Origin of the sequence: Leeuwenhoekiella sp. W20_SRS_FM14, from assembly GCF_052119605.1 — a bacterium.
Taxonomy (GTDB): Bacteria; Bacteroidota; Bacteroidia; order Flavobacteriales; family Flavobacteriaceae; genus Leeuwenhoekiella.
This window is the reverse complement of the sequence record NZ_JBGQOK010000004.1, coordinates 129,288-144,405: the sequence shown is the minus strand read 5'-3', so window position 1 is coordinate 144,405 and position 15,118 is coordinate 129,288. Positions and strand designations below refer to the sequence as shown.

General features: G+C 36.2%; 15 protein-coding genes. 8 read left to right on the top strand and 7 right to left on the bottom strand.

Annotated features, from left to right (window positions below):
- Window positions 1-3 precede the first annotated feature (3 nt).
- Both ACEN25_RS08905 and ACEN25_RS08900 read right to left on the bottom strand, forming a co-directional pair.
- Window positions 4-486, bottom strand: coding sequence for a gliding motility lipoprotein GldH (locus ACEN25_RS08905; protein ID WP_441802599.1), 483 nt, complete (start codon window positions 484-486; stop codon window positions 4-6).
- A complete protein-coding gene (locus ACEN25_RS08900; RefSeq protein ID WP_441802598.1) occupies window positions 479-1,648 on the bottom strand; it encodes a PSP1 domain-containing protein in 1,170 nt (389 codons plus the stop codon). Before ACEN25_RS08900 ends, ACEN25_RS08905 begins: the two co-directional genes overlap by 8 nt.
- A gap of 310 nt (window positions 1,649-1,958) precedes the next feature.
- Here ACEN25_RS08900 and ACEN25_RS08895 point away from each other — a divergent pair, with 310 nt between their 5' ends.
- Window positions 1,959-3,077 carry a hypothetical protein gene (locus ACEN25_RS08895; protein ID WP_441802597.1) on the top strand — a complete coding sequence of 373 codons (1,119 nt, stop codon included), beginning with the start codon at window positions 1,959-1,961 and terminating at the stop codon, window positions 3,075-3,077.
- A gap of 38 nt (window positions 3,078-3,115) precedes the next feature.
- Here ACEN25_RS08895 and trhO read toward each other — a convergent pair whose 3' ends face one another.
- Window positions 3,116-4,153 (bottom strand): oxygen-dependent tRNA uridine(34) hydroxylase TrhO, encoded by a 1,038-nt coding sequence (trhO, locus tag ACEN25_RS08890; RefSeq protein WP_441802596.1) that lies wholly within the window; start codon window positions 4,151-4,153, stop codon window positions 3,116-3,118.
- A gap of 582 nt (window positions 4,154-4,735) precedes the next feature.
- Between trhO and recA the strand changes: the two genes are divergently transcribed.
- From recA to ACEN25_RS08870, 4 genes are all read left to right on the top strand, one after another.
- Entirely contained in the window at window positions 4,736-5,746 is a 1,011-nt protein-coding gene (gene recA / locus ACEN25_RS08885; RefSeq protein WP_441802756.1) for a recombinase RecA, read from the top strand.
- A 74-nt stretch (window positions 5,747-5,820) separates the two neighbouring features.
- Window positions 5,821-6,234 carry a hypothetical protein gene (locus ACEN25_RS08880; RefSeq protein ID WP_441802595.1) on the top strand — a complete coding sequence of 138 codons (414 nt, stop codon included), beginning with the start codon at window positions 5,821-5,823 and terminating at the stop codon, window positions 6,232-6,234.
- A 21-nt stretch (window positions 6,235-6,255) separates the two neighbouring features.
- Window positions 6,256-6,804, top strand: coding sequence for an RNA polymerase sigma factor (locus tag ACEN25_RS08875; RefSeq protein WP_441802594.1), 549 nt, complete (start codon window positions 6,256-6,258; stop codon window positions 6,802-6,804).
- On the top strand, window positions 6,801-8,300 hold the full coding sequence (locus tag ACEN25_RS08870) for an outer membrane beta-barrel protein (protein ID WP_441802593.1): 1,500 nt from the start codon (window positions 6,801-6,803) through the stop codon (window positions 8,298-8,300). The genes ACEN25_RS08875 and ACEN25_RS08870 overlap by 4 nt, the downstream gene beginning before the upstream one ends.
- A gap of 101 nt (window positions 8,301-8,401) precedes the next feature.
- On the opposite strand, the gene ACEN25_RS08865 is transcribed toward ACEN25_RS08870, so the two are convergent.
- On the bottom strand, window positions 8,402-9,148 hold the full coding sequence (locus ACEN25_RS08865; protein ID WP_028377145.1) for a lysophospholipid acyltransferase family protein: 747 nt from the start codon (window positions 9,146-9,148) through the stop codon (window positions 8,402-8,404).
- A 121-nt stretch (window positions 9,149-9,269) separates the two neighbouring features.
- Here ACEN25_RS08865 and trpS point away from each other — a divergent pair, with 121 nt between their 5' ends.
- A complete protein-coding gene (trpS, locus tag ACEN25_RS08860; RefSeq protein ID WP_441802592.1) occupies window positions 9,270-10,238 on the top strand; it encodes a tryptophan--tRNA ligase in 969 nt (322 codons plus the stop codon).
- On the opposite strand, the gene dprA is transcribed toward trpS, so the two are convergent.
- Window positions 10,235-11,335 carry a DNA-processing protein DprA gene (gene dprA / locus ACEN25_RS08855; protein ID WP_441802591.1) on the bottom strand — a complete coding sequence of 367 codons (1,101 nt, stop codon included), beginning with the start codon at window positions 11,333-11,335 and terminating at the stop codon, window positions 10,235-10,237. The genes trpS and dprA overlap by 4 nt on opposite strands.
- A gap of 95 nt (window positions 11,336-11,430) precedes the next feature.
- Here dprA and ACEN25_RS08850 point away from each other — a divergent pair, with 95 nt between their 5' ends.
- Window positions 11,431-12,363, top strand: coding sequence for an SPOR domain-containing protein (locus tag ACEN25_RS08850; protein WP_441802590.1), 933 nt, complete (start codon window positions 11,431-11,433; stop codon window positions 12,361-12,363).
- A gap of 98 nt (window positions 12,364-12,461) precedes the next feature.
- Complete coding sequence (locus ACEN25_RS08845; protein WP_441802589.1) at window positions 12,462-12,974, top strand: acyl-CoA thioesterase; 513 nt, start codon at window positions 12,462-12,464, stop codon at window positions 12,972-12,974.
- A 114-nt stretch (window positions 12,975-13,088) separates the two neighbouring features.
- On the opposite strand, the gene ACEN25_RS08840 is transcribed toward ACEN25_RS08845, so the two are convergent.
- Window positions 13,089-14,345: a murein hydrolase activator EnvC family protein gene (locus ACEN25_RS08840; RefSeq protein WP_441802588.1), complete on the bottom strand. Its 1,257-nt coding sequence runs from the start codon at window positions 14,343-14,345 to the stop codon at window positions 13,089-13,091.
- On the bottom strand, window positions 14,345-15,115 hold the full coding sequence (locus ACEN25_RS08835; protein ID WP_441802587.1) for a DUF4292 domain-containing protein: 771 nt from the start codon (window positions 15,113-15,115) through the stop codon (window positions 14,345-14,347). The genes ACEN25_RS08840 and ACEN25_RS08835 overlap by 1 nt, the downstream gene beginning before the upstream one ends.
- Between the last annotated feature and the right edge of the window lie 3 nt (window positions 15,116-15,118).

The following is a 15,118-nucleotide window of genomic DNA, read 5'->3' as shown; positions in this document are numbered from 1 at the left end:
TTTTTATTCTTTAATTTTTTCGATGCGTAAGCCCACATCTACAATACCACCTAATTCTTGTACAGGGTTTACGCTACCATTGCGTCGCATTGCCTGTTTGAGTCTAAACTGGTATTCGCCTGCTTCAGTAAACCTGAAATTCTCTTTATACCAAAGTTTATTTTCTTTTAAATCTCCAAAACCCTCTCCCAGCCAGGACCCATCAGGTCGTGCCATTTTATATTCTAAAGTATCTGTAATGGTTTTCCCATTAGGAAATTGCAATTCTGAGATTAAAAATAAATTGCTAAATGCGTATTCATTTGTGTTTCTCAAAGTGATAAACAAATTATAGTTAGTCAAACTATCAAGTTTATTTACCTTAAAAACCACTGCAGTGTCGCTTTCCCAGTAATCTGGAAGACTTTTATACTCGTGAAAAACAGCCTTCTCATCACAAGCTGAACAACAGATTAAAATTAAAAGTGCATAGCAAAATTTATGCATTATTACTTGGGCCTTTTTTACGATAATTTGATTTCTTTCTTCTGCCTTTAGACTTTTTACGAGCTACTTTAGGCTTGTCAAAACGTGTTAAACTGTCTTGCCCAACAACGTTACCAAAATCTACTTTAGTATCTGAAATTAGTTCTGCTGCATATTCTTCAAGACTCGCAACAGGCACATTCTTTTTATTAGATTCTAATATCTCATTTGCCTGTGTGGTGGTAAGTTTGTGCCAGTTCATCCACTCACCTTCGTATGCATACCACAGATGTCCCTGAAAAATGTCTATTTTTTGACAAACCGCAGTTCCTTTTTCGGTCTTTAATTTTTGTTCCGTCTTCGGAAAGTCTTTTAATGCATCTAAATATGCATCAAGCTCATAATTTAAACAACATTTAAGCTTACCGCACTGTCCCGCAAGTTTTTGAGGATTTAACGATAGCTGCTGATAGCGGGCTGCGCTTGTCGTCACCGATCTAAAATCTGTTAACCAGGTAGAACAACACAACTCTCGACCACAAGAGCCTATACCGCCCAGACGAGCTGCTTCCTGTCTAAAACCTATTTGACGCATTTCTATGCGCGTTCTAAATTCTTGTGCAAACTCTTTAATAAGCTGTCTAAAATCTACGCGCTCTTCTGCAGTATAATAAAAGGTAGCTTTAGAACCATCGCCCTGAAACTCAATATCAGAGATTTTCATATGCAGGTTAAGACGAATGGCTATTTGTCTAGAACGCACTTTCATTGCTTCTTCGCGATCTTTTACACCTTGCCAGATTTCTACATCTTTCTGATTTGCCTTTCTATATATTTTTAAAAATTCTTCGGTGTCATAAGGCACCTTTTTCTTTTTCATTTGAATACGTACTAGCTCGCCAGTAAGCGAAACAATACCTATATCATGACCAGAAGCAGCCTGTACAGCTAATACCTCACCTATATTAATCTGAAGATTATCTACGTTCTTAAAAAACTCTTTACGCCCGTTTTTAAAACGAACTTCTACAAAATCAAAAGGTTCTTGCCCATCTGGTAAGCTCATATTTGCTAACCAGTCAAAAACCGTTAATTTATTGCAACCATCTGTACCACAGGTACCATTATTTTGACAACCACGTGGCTGACCGTTAACGGTCGTACCACAATTTCCACACGCCATGAGATCCTATATTTAGTAAATCTCTAATTTAAAGTAAATTAGGATTTTTTGATTTGTATTCTTTAAAACGAAATTTTTTCGTTTTAATTTATGCTAAAGATAACATTTTAGACAGGCAAAAATATAGTAATTCTTATTGTCAGAAAATGTTATCTCAAATACATTGCTATATGACAAATTCAAAAAACCTAATTAAGCTTCCCTTAAAAAACGAGCATAAAAGGCTTTTGTGTTAAAATTTTTTAAATGTTGGTGGTTATCTACCTAATCTTTAAATTGTCTGAAATAATATTTAAAAAACAGCACGAATATGATTAAGAATTATTTAAAAATGTTAGCCATTGGAAGTCTCGTATTAACTTCTTGTAGTCAAGATGAAACTTTAGAAACTTCGGTGGAAATGAATTTAACAGCTACCGCTAATACAGAAAGTACCAATTTAGATGTTTTAGAAACTCCTGCTTTTTTCACACACAACGATTTTAAATTTAAGATTTCGAGTCTCGTAGAACCTACCAGTTGTGCGACAACACCATTTAATGATGTAATTAACGCTTCAGTAAGTAGTAATATTGATGCTTTAGGCGCTCAGTATTACGATATTTATACACAGATAGCTCAACTATATACTTTTATTGACACAGATTCTCAATATTTTGGGGCAGATGGGGAATACACAAACTATGTAAATAATAGAACCCGTAGTCTTGAAAAATTTTGGGACATGTCTAATTTAATTACAGTAAGAGGTCAACACAACGCGACCTTAAATGATCGCGATAAAATTGCAAGTGTATATCTTAATTTTTCTACATTAACAGAAGCTCAGGCTTATGGTAATGCAGATTTTTTTCTTGCAGTAAATGAGGCTAGCACATTCTTAAATGAAAGCCCTTTATTGTCTTTTGACGGTTTTGCATCTTCTGCAGATCTTATTGTTATAGGTGATGGTCTTGTTCAACTTGCTTCTGAAGCAGGTGTTGAAGATAAGATTGTATGGTCTGGTATTTTAGCTCACGAATGGGCACATCAAATTCAGTTTGATAATACAGCGGTATGGTATCCTAATGGGGCTGCTGACAATGCTCCAGAAGCGACACGATTTACAGAACTTGAAGCAGACTTTTTTGCTGCATTTTATATGACTCATAAAAGAGGGGCGACTTTTAACTGGAAACGTGTTGAAGAATTTAATGAATTGTTATTCAACATTGGAGATTGCCAGTTTACGAGTCCTGGTCACCACGGAACTCCTGCACAGCGTATGCGTGCTGCAGAGGCTGGTTATGATTTTGCACAAAGTCTTCAGAAAAACGGAAAATTACTTTCTGCAGATGAAGTGCACCAAAGTTTTCTTCAGTATTTAAATACTACTATTTTAACTGCTCCTATTAACCCACCTGCTAATAACGCACAAGTAATAAGATAAATATATAGATAAAAAAAGCCGGCTAATGCCGGCTTTTTTTATGCTTTCCGTTGAAATTTCAACTTCTCTGATCTTCCTTTTTTAAAGATTTTATTACTGTTAGGAATTCCCTTTCGCAGTTCTTTTTGTTCTTCATAAGGCAGCGCAATAATCGCTTTACATTCATCAGAACACGTTAGACTCATCGCGTCTGAGCATTCTTCACATTGTATAAATAACAAGTGACACGCTTCATTAGCGCAATTTACGTGTGTGTCACAAGGTTTTCCGCACTGGTGGCAATTAGAAATCACATCATCAGATATACGCTCGCCACGACGGTGATCAAAAACAAAGTTTTTTCCTTTAAACTTGTTTTCCAGTTTTAACTGCTCTACCTGCCGCGCATATTCAATAATCCCTCCTTCTAATTGATATACCTGTTTAAAACCTTTGTGCTTATAATAGGCACTCGCCTTCTCACAGCGTATACCACCGGTACAATACATTACCAGCTTTTTATCTTCTTTGTGATCTTTTAAATCTTCTTCTATAAGGTCTAAACTATCACGAAAAGTATCTACATCTGGAGTAATAGCATTTTTAAAATGTCCTATCTCGCTCTCGTAATGGTTACGCATGTCTACCAGCACCACATCGTCACTTTCTATAAGTTCGTTAAACGTCTGTGCATCTACATGTATTCCTTTATTAGTTACATCAAAGGTGTCATCATTAAGACCATCTGCTACAATCTTATCACGCACTTTTACTTTGAGCTTTAAAAAGGATTTTGCATCCTGTTCTATAGCAATATTTAACCGAACATCTTTGAGAAAATTAATATTATCTAAAAAAGATTTAAAGGCTTCAAAGTTTTTTGCAGGGACTGAAAGTTGGGCGTTTATTCCTTCGTGAGCTACATAAATGCGCCCCAGTACCTCCATATCGTCCCAGGCAATAAAAAGGTGATTTCTAAAAAGATGTGGATTGCCTATTTTGGCATATTGGTAGAACGAAAGAGTAAGACGGTCTTCGCCGGCTTCATCAATAAGTGCAGCTCGTTCTTTCGCACTTAATTTATTGTACAGTTGCATGCTATACTAATTTTAAGGTTAAAGAATGCGCAAAAATAAGGTTTTAAAAGAGATAGCAACTCTATCCTGTATTAGAATTTTGCAGGTGAAAAGTTTAGAACATAAAAAATGCCTTCAATTGTATTGAAGGCATTTTTCTGAACGGCTAATTCATTAGTAAAATTATTTGAAATCAATCAAAGAACTTAGCTAACCACCGTCCAGCCTAATACTGCAATGCAGGCAACCCAACAAAGACCCCATATAGTCGCAGTATAAAAGATTAATATTATATTTCATAAGTAGAGATTTATAATGTAGTTGCAGCTCTCCTTAAAAGGTTGCGTACATATATGTTAAAATATAATCTTTAAACTAGGATATTTTCCTATTTTAAAGATTAAAAGCGCGCCGAAACTATTATTTAATGGAATTTTTCCAGTATTAACTTCTCATTTCATTGTGTCCATCAAAAAGAAATGGTACTTTAGCATCCATAAAAAAAATTAAAACGTAGAATACTAAGTATTTGATTTTTACACCAATCAAATAACTTATAAAGATTATAAAAGCATCATAATGGCAAAAAAAGAAGAAGTTGCAATGGGTAAAGAGCAAGAAGCAAAACTTAAAGCTCTGAAACTCACCCTTGATAAAATGGATAAAACCTATGGGAAGGGAACGGTTATGAAAATGGGTGATAATGCTATTGTAGAGGTTGAAGCTATTTCTACAGGCTCTTTAGGTCTTGATATTGCATTAGGCGTAGGAGGTTTACCTAAAGGTCGTGTAATTGAAATTTATGGTCCAGAATCTTCTGGTAAAACGACACTTACCTTACATGCAATTGCAGAATCACAAAGAAAAGGAGGTATCGCAGCATTTATTGATGCAGAACACGCTTTTGACCGGTTTTATGCAGAAAAGTTAGGAGTTGATATAGAGAATCTTATCATCTCACAACCAGACAACGGAGAGCAGGCATTAGAAATTGCAGATAATCTTATTCGCTCGGGAGCAATTGATATTATTGTAATTGACTCTGTTGCCGCCTTAACTCCTAAGAGTGAGATTGAAGGAGAAATGGGAGATTCTAAAATGGGCTTACATGCACGCTTAATGTCTCAAGCATTAAGAAAACTTACCGGCTCGATTAGTAAGACTAATTGTACAGTTATCTTTATTAACCAGTTAAGAGAGAAAATAGGTGTAATGTTTGGCAACCCGGAAACTACAACCGGTGGAAACGCACTAAAGTTTTACGCTTCGGTACGTTTAGATATACGCCGTTCTACACAGATTAAAGATGCTAACGGTGAAGTACAAGGAAATAAAACCCGTGTAAAGGTGGTTAAGAATAAAGTTGCACCACCTTTCCGTCAGGCAGAATTTGATATAATGTACGGTGAAGGTATTTCTAAAGTAGGAGAGATTCTTGACATAGGTGTTGAGTATGAGATCATCAATAAAAGTGGTTCCTGGTTTAGCTACCAGGATACTAAATTAGGTCAGGGACGTGATGCTGTAAAAGCAATACTTAAAGACAACCCAGATCTTTTAGAAGAACTAGAAATTAAAATTAAAGACGCTATAAAAGTAGCTACCTCAGCGTAGTAAGATCTTTTTTATTAAACGTCACGCAACCTTTTTCATCATTAGGTATCTACTTTAAAAAGAAGATATTTATAATGATGAAAAAGGTTTTTTTATTACTCGCTTTACTAACCCTGGTTGTTAGTTGTTCATTAGATGATGATGGAAGAAACGTTAGCTATGAGTTTGTGCCTATTACAGATTACGAGTTGCCCGATTCTTTAGTATTAGGTCAGAAATATCAATTCCCCATTAGGTATGTTTCTCCTACAGATTGTAATGCTTTTTATGGTTTTGAGTACGATCGTAGAGACAGTACGCGTTTTGTATTTGTTGTAAATCAGGTTTTTGAAAATGAAAATTGCACAACTACAACAGACACGTTAGAAGCTACACTTAACTTTGAGGTGTTATATAATTACACCTATGTATTTAAGTTTTTTAAAGGGTTTGATGCAAATGACGAGCCTACTTATATTACTGAAGAAGTGCCGGTAAAGCAACCATAAGAATTTAATAAATCAAAAAATGTGAGTTTAGAACAGCTCATTATTGACTGCAAACGTCAAAAATCAAAAGCACAGGAAGCGTTGTACAGGCAATTTGCCGCTACACTTTTTCCTGTTGCTTTAAAATATGCCCGCAACTACAGCGAGGCAGAAGATATCTTGCAGGAAAGTTTTATTATAATATTTGAGAAAGTCACCCAATTTAAAAATAAAGGCTCTTTTGAAGGCTGGCTTAAACGTATCGTAATCAATACCGCATTACAACGTTACCGAAAACAAGCAGTATTTGAAATAATAAATGAAGAAAATATTGAAGAAGCAGCCGTAGAAGTTGATGATGACGAAATCTCGCTTCAGTTTTTACTTCAAATTGTACAAGAACTCCCCGACCGGTATCGGTTGGTTTTTAATTTATATGCATTAGACGGTTATTCTCATAAAGAAATCTCTAAAATACTAGAAATTAAAGAAGGTACTTCTAAGTCTAACCTTGCTCGTGCCCGAATGATATTAAAAGAGAAAGTACAAGACTTTCAGGCTAATGCTCACCTACAAGCTTCAACGCAGTGAAAGAAAAGAAAAACATAGACCGCTTATACCAGGAAAAGTTTAAAGACTTTACCATAGAACCCAGTGAACATATCTGGGCAGGTATTGCTGCGCGACAAAATCAAAAGAAAAAAAGCATTCTTCCGTTATGGTTTCAATTAAGTGGAGCTGCAGCAATTCTAGTACTCTTACTTTTAGCAGGTACATTTTGGTTTAATACGGAAAATGATTTTAAGACACCTCAACTTGTAAATCAAGAGCAGGAAAATACTATAGATTCTCTTAAAAAGGAAGATAAAACCATTTATGCCACTACCCCTTCAGAAACTATAAATACTAATCAAGAGGCGATTACTTCTACAACTACTAAATCTTCTGAAGTTTTAAACACTGAAAATATTTCGGTTAAAAATAACACTAGAGAAACAATTAAAAATACCTCAACTCAACATCGATCTGCTGTAGTAACTAATGGTCAAAACTCTTTAAACAATGCTTCCGTAGGAAAAAATGGAATAGGACAACCTATTGAAAAAATGACAGCAACGTCAAATATTCTTAACGAGGATTTAAAACCGAATGAACCCTTAAATACTACAGCTGCGTCATCCCTTAAAAAACCGGCTGTTGAAACAGCAGTTGTTCAAAACGATATAGAAAACACAACTCAAGATAAACAAACTCCTACAGAAATTGACCCCAATGCTTTAGAAAAACTGGCAAATAAAACTAAAGAGGAGGCTATTGCTACAACAGATGATCCTAATAAAGCAGAAATGATGCGATGGGGGATTACACCTATGGTTGCGCCTGTTTATTACGACAGTTTTAGTGGTTCTGGTATAGATCAACAGTTTGCTAATAATACAAAACGTGCCGATGTAAATCTCAGTTATGGGGTGCAGGTTAGTTATGCAGTTTCAAAACGTATTACGGTACGTTCTGGAATTAACAAAGTAGAACTGGGCTATAGCACCGAGCAAATAGGATTCACGCCCAGTATTAGTGCCAGAAATCCTAACACGATGATTAGCAGTATAGACTTTAATGACAATTCGCAAATCATACAACTTGACAACAATAACAACTCGGGTTTACCCAATTTACCTAGTGGTAATCAAACCGAATTTGCTACCAGTATAAGCGCTAATAAAAATACATCTTTACGACAGGAATTGGGTTACATAGAGATTCCTGTTGAGGCAGAATATACTCTGCTAGATAGTAAAATTGGTTTACAGGTGATAGGTGGATTGAGCTCAATGTTTTTAAATACAAACTCTATTTCACTTGAGGAAGAAGGCAATTTAGTATCTGAATTGGGTAAATCAAACAGTCTTAATAATACCAGTTTTAGTACTAACGTAGGACTTGGTATTGATTATAAATTCACTGAACGAATTCAATTTAAACTAGAGCCTATGTTTAAATATCAACTTAACGCATATACAAAAAGCGTAAGTGATTTTAAACCTTATTATTTAGGTCTATACACCGGTTTGAGCTTTAAGTTTTAAAATATTAAAGAGGGAAGGTTAGGTTATTTTTTTAGTTGGTTAGGTAATTATTGCACAGCAATAATTAGAAAACCGCCCCTGGTTAGGGCGGTTTTTTTGGTTTACATACTAAGATCTTTAAGAAGTTCTTTATGTATGACGCAATAAGTTTGATCTCTTAATTCTCTACGGTCTTTTGCTTCTTTCCCTTTTGTTTCTATAAATGGTAAAATTTTAACGCGCATTTTACCCGGTGAACCCGAAAAGAAATCATACGAGAACCGTTTTTTATTATCGTAAAAAACCATAGGTACAATGGGTACCTGATGATCTATTGCTAATCTAAAAGCCCCATCTTTAAACGTGTCTAAAACTACTGAAAGATCGTCAGGAACGCCACCTTCTGGAAATATGCAAATACTTAAACCTTGATTTAATCTGCGCTGCGCACTTTCAAATACAGCCATTCTACTCTTTGCGTCTCCTCTATCTACTAAAATACAGGTTTGTTTATAGAAATATCCAAATAGCGGAAACCGTGCTAATTCTTTTTTACCTACAAATACAAAAGGGTTGCGTACTACGTGCAGCATCAACATTATATCTGCCATTGAGGTATGATTTGCGACAAACATATAGCTCTTGCCGCGTTTAGTCTTTTCAAGACGTTTTATCTGTGGCCAAAAACCCATCCCAAATAAAATAAACCGGGCCCAAAATTGAGCCATTCTAAAAAAGTAAGGATACCACGTGTCTTTTGCAACAGATATTACAAGAAAAGGAAACAAGACAATTATAGGAACTACTAAAAGTATATAAAACCATATACGCCAAAGCAGTGTAATAATCTTACGAAAAATGTGAATCATATGTGGTTAGGTAATTTGGCTGTGCTAAACTATAAATGAAGTTGTAACCATTCAAAAATAGGCATTTTAAAAGGAGTTAATTAGCCAAAAGGGGTAACTTTACGCAAAATTATAGTTATAAATGTCACGAATTTTAACCGGAGTTCAAAGTACAGGAACTCCTCACTTAGGAAATTTATTAGGCGCTATTATTCCCGCAATACAAATGGCGAATATGCCCGAAAATGAGTCTTACCTGTTTATTGCAGATATGCATTCTCTTACTCAAATTAAAAACGGAGAGACATTAAGACACAATACCTATTCTACAGCAGCTACCTGGCTGGCCTGTGGTCTTGACATTACTAAAACTGTTTTCTACCGTCAAAGTGATATCCCACAAACAACAGAATTAACCTGGTATTTAAGTTGTTTTTACCCCTATCAACGCCTAACCCTTGCGCATAGTTTTAAGGATAAAGCAGACCGTCTAGATGATGTAAATACCGGTTTATTTACCTACCCAATGCTCATGGCCGCAGATATTCTTTTATATGATGCAGAGATTGTACCCGTGGGTAAAGATCAATCGCAGCATCTAGAAATGACACGGGATGTTGCTTCTCGTTTTCATGCGCAAATGGGAGAAACATTTGTGATACCACAACTTAAACTGCATGAAGAAACCATGTACATACCGGGTACAGACGGTGCTAAAATGAGTAAAAGTAAAGGCAATACCATTATTTTGTTTCAGTCTGATAAAGACTTAAAAAAACAAATAATGAGTATTGAAACAGATAGTACTCCATTAGAAGAGCCTAAAGACACAAATACATGTAATGTTTTTGCAATTTATAAACTGTTAGCTTCTGCAGAAGATGTTGCTGCAATGCGTGCTAATTATGAAGGTGGTGGCTACGGTTACGGTCACGCTAAAAAGGCGCTATACGAACTCATACTAACTAAATTTGAAAAAGAACGCGCACTTTACAACCATTATATGGCAAATCTTGATGAGCTTGATGAAGCCTTGAAAGTAGGTGCCGAGAAAGCTCAGGTTGTGGCGCAGTCTGTATTAAAGCGTGTACGTACAAAATTAGGGTATTAAGCAAGTTCAAACTGCTTACCCGGAAGTGGGCGTATAACCCCTTTTAATTCCATATTTAAGAGAATGCCAGCCACTTTAAAGGTTGGCATTTTGCAATTTAAAGCGATTAAGTCGAGCTGCTCTTTTCCTTGATTGGTTAAGTAATTAAATATTGCTTTCTCTTCAACATCAAGTTCTATAAAAAGTTGTTTTTGCACGGGTTTGAAAGAATCTTTTACGCTCCAATTCAACATATAAATTAAATCTGCAGCACTGGTAATTAACTGGGCTTGCTGAGATTTTATAAGATTATTACACCCTAAACTTTGTAGATCGTCTGGCCTGCCAGGAACAGCAAATACATCTCTGTTGTACGAGTTCGCGATATCTGCCGTAACCAGCGAGCCTCCTTTATCTGCACTTTCAATTACTACAGTTGCCTCACTAATTCCTGCAATAATACGATTGCGTCTTAGAAAATTAGTGCGATCAAAATTATCTGAACTCCAGAAATCGGTGATAAATGCGCCCTGAGCTTCTAAAGATTTTGCATACTTGTGGTGAACTTTAGGATAAATTTGATTGAGGCCGTGCGCTAAAACTGCAATTGTTTCTAAGCCATTATCTAGTGCTGCCCTATGTGCTGTGATGTCTACACCATAAGCAAAACCCGATACAATTACAGGTTTTAATGGCGCAAGATCTTCAATAAACCGCTTTATAAATTCCATGCCGTAAGACGTGACTTTACGGGTACCTACAATAGAAATCATTTTAGGGTTTGCATAATCTGAGTTTCCGCGCTTGAAAAGTAAAATAGGACCGTCTATGCAATGTCTTAGTCGTTCAGGATATTCAGCATCTAGAAAACACGAGTATTCAATATTATTAGTCTCTATAAACTTGAGTTCTTTTTCGGCTTCAATAGCGTGTTCTTTATTATAAAAATCTTTCAATTTATGCTCTCCTATTCCATCTATATCTAAAAGCGTTGCCTTTTTTTGAGCCAAAACATTTTGAGGCGTTTCAAACTGATTGATAAGTCTTTTTATAGAGGTGTCCCCAAGATTGGGAATACGTTGTAAGATTAGAAAAGCGTGTAGTTGGTCCTGAGTCATCTTTATAGTTAGCTGGTTCTAAAGATATTATAAAATTGTTGACAATTCAATGCTCCCATTTAAAGGGCGGTCGCATTTTTTTTTATTTTTACGGTATGCATTACTCTACTTACATAAGCGATTTGCTTTACCGTTACGAGTGCGTTATCATTCCCGGGTTTGGGGCATTTTTAGCGCACAAAATTTCTGCATATCACGATGCCGAACAAAATGTTTTTTTTCCTCCTAAGAAGCGTATTTCATTCAACGCACAATTGAAGGAAAATGATGGCCTTTTATCAAATTACATCGCTACGGCAGAAAATATAAGTTATACAGAAGCTTTAGGTAAACTTCAGTCATATGCATACACGCTGGAGACGCGCATACTTAATGGAGAAACTATTTTACTAGATAAAATAGGTACGCTATCCCAGAATGAATCGTCACAAATCAAATTTGAACCGGTTTCTGCTACAAATTATCTAACAGAAGCTTTCGGTCTATCTTCTTTTGAGACTAAACCGATAATGCGCGAAGTTCACAAACAGGAAGTAGAAGCTTTAGAAGAGAAAGCACCTATTCACATAACAACTGCACGCCGCAACAATACCTGGTTAAAATATGCTGCTGTGGGAGTTCTTGCAATTGGACTTTCAGGAACATTTGGTTTTTTACATTTTAAAGATATTGCAGATTATAACTTTGCTCAAGAACAAAAAGCAAAGAAGCAGGTTGAAAATACCATCCAACACGCAACATTTACGATAGAAAATCCGTTGCCCGCTGTTACCTTAAATGCTTTTAAACCTAAAGGAAGCTATCACATTGTAGCCGGTGCTTTTAGAGTACCTGAGAATGCAGAAAGCCGTGTGAAAGAACTGCGAGAAGCCGGATATAAAGCACGCACTTTAGGCGAAAACAAATATGGTTTACATCAAGTTGTTTACGGAAGTTATACAGACCGTACTGAAGCACTAAACGATTTACGAAAAATACGTACTAACGATAATTCTAACGCCTGGATGCTAATTCAGGAAGTAGATTAACGTTAAAGAAACTATATAATATTGAAAGCCTCCTATTTGGAGGCTTTTTCATTTCTCAATCGCTTTAATTCTTGTTACTTTTGCGCAAAAATTAATCTATGGATACCAAGACGCCTTCACAATCGCGCACAATGCAAACAGATCTTGTTTTGCCCAACGAGACTAACCCACTTAATAATATGTTTGGTGGTGAACTGTTAGCGCGAATGGACCGTGTTGCCAGTATTACCGCAAGGCGTCATTCTCGTCGAATTGTTGTTACTGCTTCAGTAAACCACGTTGCATTTAACAAGGCTATACCTCTAGGCAGTGTTGTAACCGTAGAAGCGGCTATTTCCCGAGCTTTTAAAACCTCTATGGAAGTTGTTATAGATGTATGGGTTGAAGACCGTGAAAGCGGCTTAAAATCGAAAGCAAACGATGCCATATATACTTTTGTAGCTGTAGATGATACCGGTATGCCAGTACCTATACCCCAAATTAAGCCAGAAACCGAAGAAGAGATCGCTCGATATGATGCAGCTTTACGCAGAAAACAGCTGAGTCTGGTTCTTGCAGGTAAGATGAAAGCTTCAGAAGCCACAGAACTTAAAGCCTTGTTTCAGCAATAAATCTATTATAATTTCAGCTTAGATAAGCTTCACCTTATATAGAAACCCCTGTTAAGTAACAAGGGTTTTTATTGATTCTTATATCTCGAAGTTGAAATGAGTTATATTTAAAATTTACATGTTATAAACCCAATCTGCGGGATTTAAACGTTCTGAATCTTTATACACTAAAAACTTTAGGATGGTTTTGCCATTAAATGAGTTTTCAGCAATTTCTCCCAGTGCTTGTTTTGTAGAAATTTGATCGTTTACTTTAACTTTTAAGTTTTTTAAATTCTGATAAACCGTCAAATAGTTTCCGTGGCGAATTAAAACCGTATATCCCCCACCTCGTATTAGTTGTATTTGTTGAACTGTTCCTTTAAACGCTGCACGTGCTATACTACCGGGGGCAGTCTCAATTTCAACACCACTATTATACGTTGTAATATTAGGTAGTGTTGGGTGTTTTGAGGTACCAAACTTTTTATAAACCCTACCGCGTTCTACAGGCCAGTCCATACGACCTTTATTTGATGCAAAATCGCTTGCTAATGCTTTTGCTGCCGGTGTTAATGAGAACGTAGGCATTTTACTCACATTTGTAGCCGCTTCTTTAGTAGGCTCTGCTCCTGTTTCTTTTTTAGAAGCTGCAATTGCCTCTCTAATTAAACGGTCTATCTCACGATCTATTCGGTCTGCTGCCTTTTGCTTTTCTTGTATTTGCGTTACATAAGTAGACTCTTGTTTTCTAATTTTTGAAATCAACTCATCTTGTTGCGCGCGCTCCCCTTCTAATTTCTCCTGTTCAATTTTATTTTGGGCAACCAGCTTTTGTTTTTCTTCTTTTTGTAAGGCCAGTTTCTTATTTGTCTCCTGAAGTAAAGCTGTACGTTCTTTAATCTGATCTCCCTGCTTTTTTCGGTAATTGCTGTATTGCTTCATATACTGCACCCGCTTGTAGGCTTGTAAAAAGCTTTTAGAAGAAAGTAAAAACATGATGCGGCTCTGGCTACTTTTACTCTTGTAAGACTTTTGCACCATACTGGCATAATCGTCTTTCAGTTTTTCTAGTTCGTCTCTTAGCGAGGAGAGTTTATTTATATTTTGGTTGATTTTTTGCGTCAATAAATTTGCCTGACTATTAGTAACCTTAATAAGATTTTGACGTGTTTTTATTTTAGAATCAAGATCTTCTACCTGACTCAATACGTTAATCTCTTTCCTCTTATTACTTTGACGCAGTTTGCTTAATTCTTCAATCTGACCCATTAACGCTCGTCGTTGTCGCTCAAGCTCTGCCTGCTTGTCGTTTTGAGACCACAATGCAGTGCTTCCTGCAAATAAAAGCGCTACTACTAAACCAAATTTATAAATCTGCTTCAATTGCATTAAAGTTTTATTTCTTTTAATCCCCCGGGAATACTAAACGGAAAACTCACCTCTGTATTAAAATCTACGCCTTTGTACTCGATATCTACACGGGTTTCTTTGTTCTCCTCCTGAGCACTTATGCTAATTGCTGTAGGGAAATAACCATTTTGCTCCTTTATGTAATCTGCATATTTAATCGTTAAATCTCTTTGTTCTTTAGATTGAGTAAGGCGCTGCTCCTGCAGTGTAAACGCACCTGCATTTAAATAGAAAAATAGGTTAAATAAATTCTGTTGCTGACGCGGTGCCACCAGATAGCGCGTTCCCGTTGCTCCTGCGCTAAAACCACCATTACGCAAATCATAGATGGGTTCTCCCAGTAATAAAGCTTCTACCTGCTCATAATTTAATTCGGTGCCTAGTAAATCACTAAGAAGTTTAAAATCACCATCAAAATACGTTCCGTCAATTTTCTCATAAAACTGAACGCGATCTTTAGTAATCATCGCTTTCGCAAGTGATATGCCCAATACTGAAGCACTCATCCAGATGGTTTCATCTTTTTGCATACGCAAACTTACCGTTACACTTTGTGTACGATCGGGGTCTGAATATTTTATTTTTAATCGTGCAGCCAGAGTTTCAAACTGCGGGTGTGTCTCGTAATGACTCGCTATTATTTTAGCAGAAGCTAAATCATCATTAGTAGAAACTACTTTTTTTGTTGACTTACAGGCGGTAAGACTTATCATCAATAGTACTACAAAACTTTTAAAATATATACGCATCGT

What these genes read in the sequence shown, in the direction of transcription:
- ACEN25_RS08895 (WP_441802597.1), top strand. Translation starts at nt 1,959, where the DNA reads ATGATTAAGAATTATTTAAAAATGTTAGCCATTGGAAGTCTCGTATTA.
- ACEN25_RS08840 (WP_441802588.1), bottom strand. Translation starts at nt 14,345, where the DNA reads ATGCAATTGAAGCAGATTTATAAATTTGGTTTAGTAGTAGCGCTTTTA.
- ACEN25_RS08835 (WP_441802587.1), bottom strand. Translation starts at nt 15,115, where the DNA reads ATGCGTATATATTTTAAAAGTTTTGTAGTACTATTGATGATAAGTCTT.
- ACEN25_RS08865 (WP_028377145.1), bottom strand. Translation starts at nt 9,148, where the DNA reads ATGATTCACATTTTTCGTAAGATTATTACACTGCTTTGGCGTATATGG.
- ACEN25_RS08850 (WP_441802590.1), top strand. Translation starts at nt 11,431, where the DNA reads ATGCATTACTCTACTTACATAAGCGATTTGCTTTACCGTTACGAGTGC.
- ACEN25_RS08905 (WP_441802599.1), bottom strand. Translation starts at nt 486, where the DNA reads ATGCATAAATTTTGCTATGCACTTTTAATTTTAATCTGTTGTTCAGCT.
- dprA (WP_441802591.1), bottom strand. Translation starts at nt 11,335, where the DNA reads ATGACTCAGGACCAACTACACGCTTTTCTAATCTTACAACGTATTCCC.
- trhO (WP_441802596.1), bottom strand. Translation starts at nt 4,153, where the DNA reads ATGCAACTGTACAATAAATTAAGTGCGAAAGAACGAGCTGCACTTATT.
- ACEN25_RS08880 (WP_441802595.1), top strand. Translation starts at nt 5,821, where the DNA reads ATGATGAAAAAGGTTTTTTTATTACTCGCTTTACTAACCCTGGTTGTT.
- trpS (WP_441802592.1), top strand. Translation starts at nt 9,270, where the DNA reads ATGTCACGAATTTTAACCGGAGTTCAAAGTACAGGAACTCCTCACTTA.
- ACEN25_RS08845 (WP_441802589.1), top strand. Translation starts at nt 12,462, where the DNA reads ATGGATACCAAGACGCCTTCACAATCGCGCACAATGCAAACAGATCTT.
- ACEN25_RS08900 (WP_441802598.1), bottom strand. Translation starts at nt 1,648, where the DNA reads ATGGCGTGTGGAAATTGTGGTACGACCGTTAACGGTCAGCCACGTGGT.
- recA (WP_441802756.1), top strand. Translation starts at nt 4,736, where the DNA reads ATGGGTAAAGAGCAAGAAGCAAAACTTAAAGCTCTGAAACTCACCCTT.